4 protein-coding genes are annotated in these 4,872 nt (G+C 61.4%); all 4 read left to right on the forward strand.

Features of this window, described 5'->3' with window-relative positions:
- Positions 1-2,307 (forward strand): DUF499 domain-containing protein (locus H5U08_RS10165; RefSeq protein WP_297032673.1); only part of this gene is annotated, 2,307 nt, incomplete at its 5' end.
- Positions 2,308-2,680: 373 nt separating this feature from the next.
- The gene (locus H5U08_RS10170; protein WP_297032675.1) at positions 2,681-2,908 is read left to right on the forward strand and encodes an excisionase family DNA-binding protein; all 228 of its coding nucleotides are present in this window, start codon (positions 2,681-2,683) and stop codon (positions 2,906-2,908) included.
- 308 nt (positions 2,909-3,216) lie between these two features.
- Positions 3,217-4,086 carry a bifunctional DNA primase/polymerase gene (locus H5U08_RS10175; protein ID WP_297032677.1) on the forward strand — a complete coding sequence of 290 codons (870 nt, stop codon included), beginning with the start codon at positions 3,217-3,219 and terminating at the stop codon, positions 4,084-4,086.
- Positions 4,083-4,872: hypothetical protein (locus H5U08_RS10180; RefSeq protein WP_297032679.1), on the forward strand; the 790-nt coding region annotated here is incomplete at its 3' end. The genes H5U08_RS10175 and H5U08_RS10180, both read left to right, overlap by 4 nt.

The raw sequence follows: 4,872 nt of genomic DNA on the forward strand, positions 1-4,872 counted from the left end.
CGGGCCAACGACGAGAGCCAGCGGGTACCCCAGGGAATCTTCGTGGAGATCTTGCGGGCGGCTGCCCCCTGTCTAATCCTGCTGGACGAACTGGCCGACTACTGCGTGGGCGCGGCCGCGGTTCCGGTCGGCGACACGACCCTCGCGGATCAAACCGTGTCGTTCATCCAGCAGCTCACCGAGGCTGTCCAGCAGGTTCCGGGCGCAGTTGTGGTCGCCACGCTCCCGGCGAGCAAGTACGAGGTCGCGCAGAGCGAGAAGGGGCAGGAGGTGTTCGTCACCCTGGAAAAGCGCTTCCAGCGTCTTGGGGCCGACGTCAAGCCTGTCGCAGATGAGGAGATCTACGAGGTTGTGCGGGCGCGTCTGTTCGAGTCGATTGATGGTTTGCAGGCGGGAAGCCCGCCGCCCGACTCCTGGTATCCGAAGAAGGTGGCCGCAGTCTATCAGGACATGTATGTCGCCCACGCGGGCGAAGTCCCTTCGGAAGCCACGAAGGGCACCTATCGCGAGTTGATCGAGCGTGCTTATCCGTTTCATCCACTGCTCCTCGATGCGCTTTATACCCGCTGGGGCAGCCACCCCGATTTCCAGCGGACCCGTGGTGTGCTGCGGTTGCTGGCGAGTATCGTCGGTGACCTCTGGAAGCGGCGGCAGGGAAACACACAGACCCAACACCTTATCCAGCCATGCCATATCCGCTGGTCCCTCGATGCGTTGGAGGCGGCCCTGACGCGCCTTTGGGGGCCGGCGTATCAGTCGGTGGCGGCGGCCGATGTTGTCGGTGAGCGATCCAATGCCGCCTTGTTCGACGAGGAACGCGGCGGTGACTACCGGTCGGAAGCTATCGGCCAGGGCCTGGCGGCCGCCATCCTGCTCGGTTCGTTCGGCGGTCTAGGCGAGCGGAGCGGTTTCAGTTCCAAGGACTTGAAGCTGGCCTGCTCGAAACTGGGAGTCAACTGGAACTACACCGACGGGGCCTTGCTGGAGCTGGAGAATCGTTGCTTCTACCTCCACACGGCAAGAGCCGGCAGCCTCGGAAAACGCTACTGGTTCGGGACGAAGCCCACGCTCACCAAGCTCCTCATCCAGTATCGGCAGCAAATGGCGAAGGAAAACTTCGACGCCGAAATCCTCGAAGACCTCCAGGCCGAGTCAAAAAAGGGCACGATGGCTAACGCGACTTGGCGCGTGATTGTCAACCCTGCGGTCGATCTGCCCGAGCAGAAGTCGCTTACCTTGCTGGTTCTTCCACCATCGCTGGCCTGGGACGAAAACGGCGGGGGGAAGGACGCAGTCGAGGACTGCGTTCGAGCGATCAGCACGCGGTGCGGCGGAAAGGAACGCCTGTACCGCAACACGCTCCTGTTCTTGGTGGGAACAGCCCGCGGCTTGAACAGGCTTCGCCAGGCATATCGCGAGCGGGCCGCTCTGGAGGCCGTGCGCCGGGACTACGGCAATCAGCTCGATGAGGAGCAACGCGAGGATCTCGGAAAGCGGTTGGACGAAGCACGCAGGGCCGCACTGGAGGCACTGGGCCCCGCCTATACCGTGGCCCTCCGAGTGCGCGGGCAAGAGGTCGAGGCGTGCGTGCTATCGGACGCCCGCCGAACCTTCCAGGAACACCTCGGCTATGTGTGGACCACGCTCGTAGAGGACGAGGAGTGGATTCTTCGCCGCGTGGGCCCGGTAACGCTCCAGAACACCGGATTGATCCCCCAAGAGGGAGGCCTCTCACTCAAGGAGGCTGTGGAAGCCTTTCTGAGGTTCACCGACAAGCCGATGATCGCGTCGAAAGAGGCGGTGACGAAAGGACTCGAGCAAGCTTGCAAGGATGGCCTTGTAGGCATTGGGCGTGGCCCCACCCTTGCTTCGCTTCAGGCGCGTTATTTTAAGCAGGCAGTCTCACTCGATCCCAGCGAGGACGGCGTGTGGATCATCCCGCCGTGTGCGCCGGAAACGCCAACGGTAGCGGAGAGCGAGAAGACCGCTGGAAGCGGCGTAAACGCGGCGGGAACCGGGACCACCGCCGATGAAAGTACGCCGGTAATCACTGAGAACCACCCCCCCGCCAAGGGGACGGTTCGCCGAATCGTTATCCGCGGGGCAGTTTCCGTAGAGCAATGGTCTGAGCTTTTCCGCTGCTTCGTCGGCCCTGCCGCGCGCATGAGCCTGAAGAAGCTGGGCCTCGGGGTGCACTTCGAAATGGTACTGCCCGATGACCAACCACTCAGTGAGAACGATCAAGCACTCAAGGCGATGAAGGAGGCGGCGCGGCAGTTGGGGCTGGAGTTCGACTCTGAAGGATAACTGGTCCGAGCTACCGCATCTGTCTGGCTACTGATGGGGGAAGGACGGATGCCACGTCCGTTTGCGGAAGGAAAGTCGCCCGCCGCCTCCGCGACACGCGCCCTACGCCTATTGCAAAACGCCTTCTCCTGCCTGCTTCGGCTGGCGTGCTGGCACGCAGCGGCGCACAAAATCTGTCAAGGGCGGCATGAATTTGTGCGCCATTTTCTTGTGTGAGTCGTAACCTCTTGTCTGTAATCGACTTGCGCAGAATTTCTGCGGCGCACAAAATCGGCCCGGTAACACCAGGAATTTGTGCGCGCGAATCTTCCGGTAGACTCCAAGAGAAAGACGATGCAGGCCACTCTTTCAACACGTATAGAGAGGTATTCGCATGACTGAACGCCTTCTGACCGCCCATGAATGTGCCCAATTCCTTCGTGTCAGCCGTCGCCATTTGGATCGGCTCAAGGCCGTTGAGGGTCTGCCGTTCGTTCGCCTGGGTCGGCGGGTTCTCTTTCCTGAAATTGCTGTTCGACAGTGGCTGCAAAGCCGCACCGAATCCATCCACCCAGGGGCCCAAGCAAATTACGGCTCGACACCGGAAAACGGCAGGGACTGAAGTACTCCATGTGGAGTGCGGTGATTTATCGCCGCTTTTTGGCGAAGGCTTTAGCCTTCGCAGTGCGACGGAGGCCTTGGGTATGACTTACGCACGGAACAATGGCTCTCCATCACCGCCATTTGGTATCGGCTACCTGCCACGCGGCCGTGGCGGCTCCCGCTCCCCGTTGGGGTTTTCCATTGGTGTTTGCCCACCGCCATTCGCCGCTCGCTATTCGCCCTTGCGGCGGAGACCGAGGTTCCGTGCGGAAAGCGGGGCTAAAGCCTCGCACTCCAAAATGCAACGTTTTATGGAGGAAATGCTTAATGAGCACCGTCGATCCTGAGACCAGTCTGGACCTAAAGTCCTATCTTGCCCTCGGCTATCGTGTGCATCCGATCCGCCCAGGGCAAAAAACTCCGCTTTTACCCGGCTGGCCCGACAAGGCAACCAACGACGAGGCCACGCTCCGTGACTGGGCTTGTCAATTCCCGGGCTGCAATTGGGCGATTGTGACGGGCGGGGGCTTTTCCGTGCTGGATATCGATCCCGCCGCCCTGAAGGCTGGCTGGCCAGGTGAGGAGCGTCGACGAGAGCTGAAAGCCACTGGCTGCCCACTGGTGCAAACGCCCCGCGGGGGCTTTCACTTGTACTTTCGGGCTAGCTGGCCGAACAGCACGGGGAAAGTGGCTTCCGGCGTCTACACCAAGGGCCCACGCGGCTATGTCCTCGTGCCGCCTTCGTCGGTCCATGCTCAGCCGTACGTGTGGATCCGGCCCTTGGTGACGATCGACGAACTCCCAGCCCCGCCAGTCTGGCTGGAAGCCGAAGTCGTCGGGGTGAACGCCCAGGCCCCGGGTCGGCTCCGCTTTCCAGAGTCCGCCCAAAGTAATGTGAGCGAGGACTTGGAACCGTTGTTGGAGGGCACGCGGAACATCGGACTAACCCGACTGGCTGGCCGCTTGCGAAGGCTTGGGCTTAGTCAGGCTGAACTGGAGTCCGCCCTCCTAGCCGCGAACTCATTCCGCTGCCGGCCACCGCTGCCAGAACGCGAAGTCCTGGCCATCGCCCGCAGTGTGTCACGGTATCCACCGGCCATCGCATGCGCCACCTTTTCCCGAAGTGTCGCTATGCAACGGGCGTGGCGAGCTTCCCTGAGAGTTCATTCCAAACCGAGAAAGGAAGGCAAAACATGAGTTGGTCCCACAGCAGCCTGGAAATCTTGGTCGCTCCCGCCGGTCGGGGATCAACCCGCCTGGTCGAAGTTTACCACGGTCCCCACACGATTCGGGAGCGCGTCGATACCGATTCGATGAGCGCCGTCCGCAAGTTCGCAAAATACATCGCGGAGTATCTCAACCTGATCCAAGATGACGCCAACTTTGACGACTTTTTTCGCTGGTTTTACAGTACCGTCACCCGGGCCGCTGAAGCCGCCGATGAAAAGGCCCTACAGGAGGCTGCACGCCATCTCGCCGCAACCGCCACGGAATTGCCCAGCAACATCATCCCGGGTCAGGGACGCCCCGTGGAGCTGCGGGAGTTGGAGCCGTGGCCCGACCCGGTAGATCTCAAGGAAACTCTCCACCAGTGCGCTCGGTACATCCAAAAATATGTGTTTTGTCAGCCGGAAGAGGCCGAGACGGTTGCCCTCTACCTGGCCTGGACCTACTGCTTCAAACATTTCGAGGTGGCTCCCATCCTCGTCGTCACCAGTCCCACCAAACGGTGCGGGAAGACGACCCTTCTCCGCTTGATTCTCCACGTGGCCAACCGGCCGATCCCTGCCGTGAATATTAGCCCGGCCGGCATTTATCGGGTCGTGGATGCATTTCTGCCCACGCTCCTTATCGACGAGGCCGACACCTTCCTCGGCCGTAATCCGGAGTTGACGGGCATCGTCAACTCGGGGTGGATGCGAGACAACGCCTACACCCTCCGCTGCGACCCCGAAACTGGCGAGCCACGGATGTTTTGCACCT

It is taken from the genome of Thermogutta sp. (genome assembly GCF_014359955.1).
In the GTDB taxonomy this organism is placed as follows: Bacteria; Planctomycetota; Planctomycetia; order Pirellulales; family Thermoguttaceae; genus Thermogutta.

Excerpts from the sequence above, each read along its gene's own strand:
- H5U08_RS10170 (WP_297032675.1), top strand. The coding sequence starts at position 2,681 with ATGACTGAACGCCTTCTGACCGCCCATGAATGTGCCCAATTCCTTCGT.
- H5U08_RS10175 (WP_297032677.1), top strand. The coding sequence starts at position 3,217 with ATGAGCACCGTCGATCCTGAGACCAGTCTGGACCTAAAGTCCTATCTT.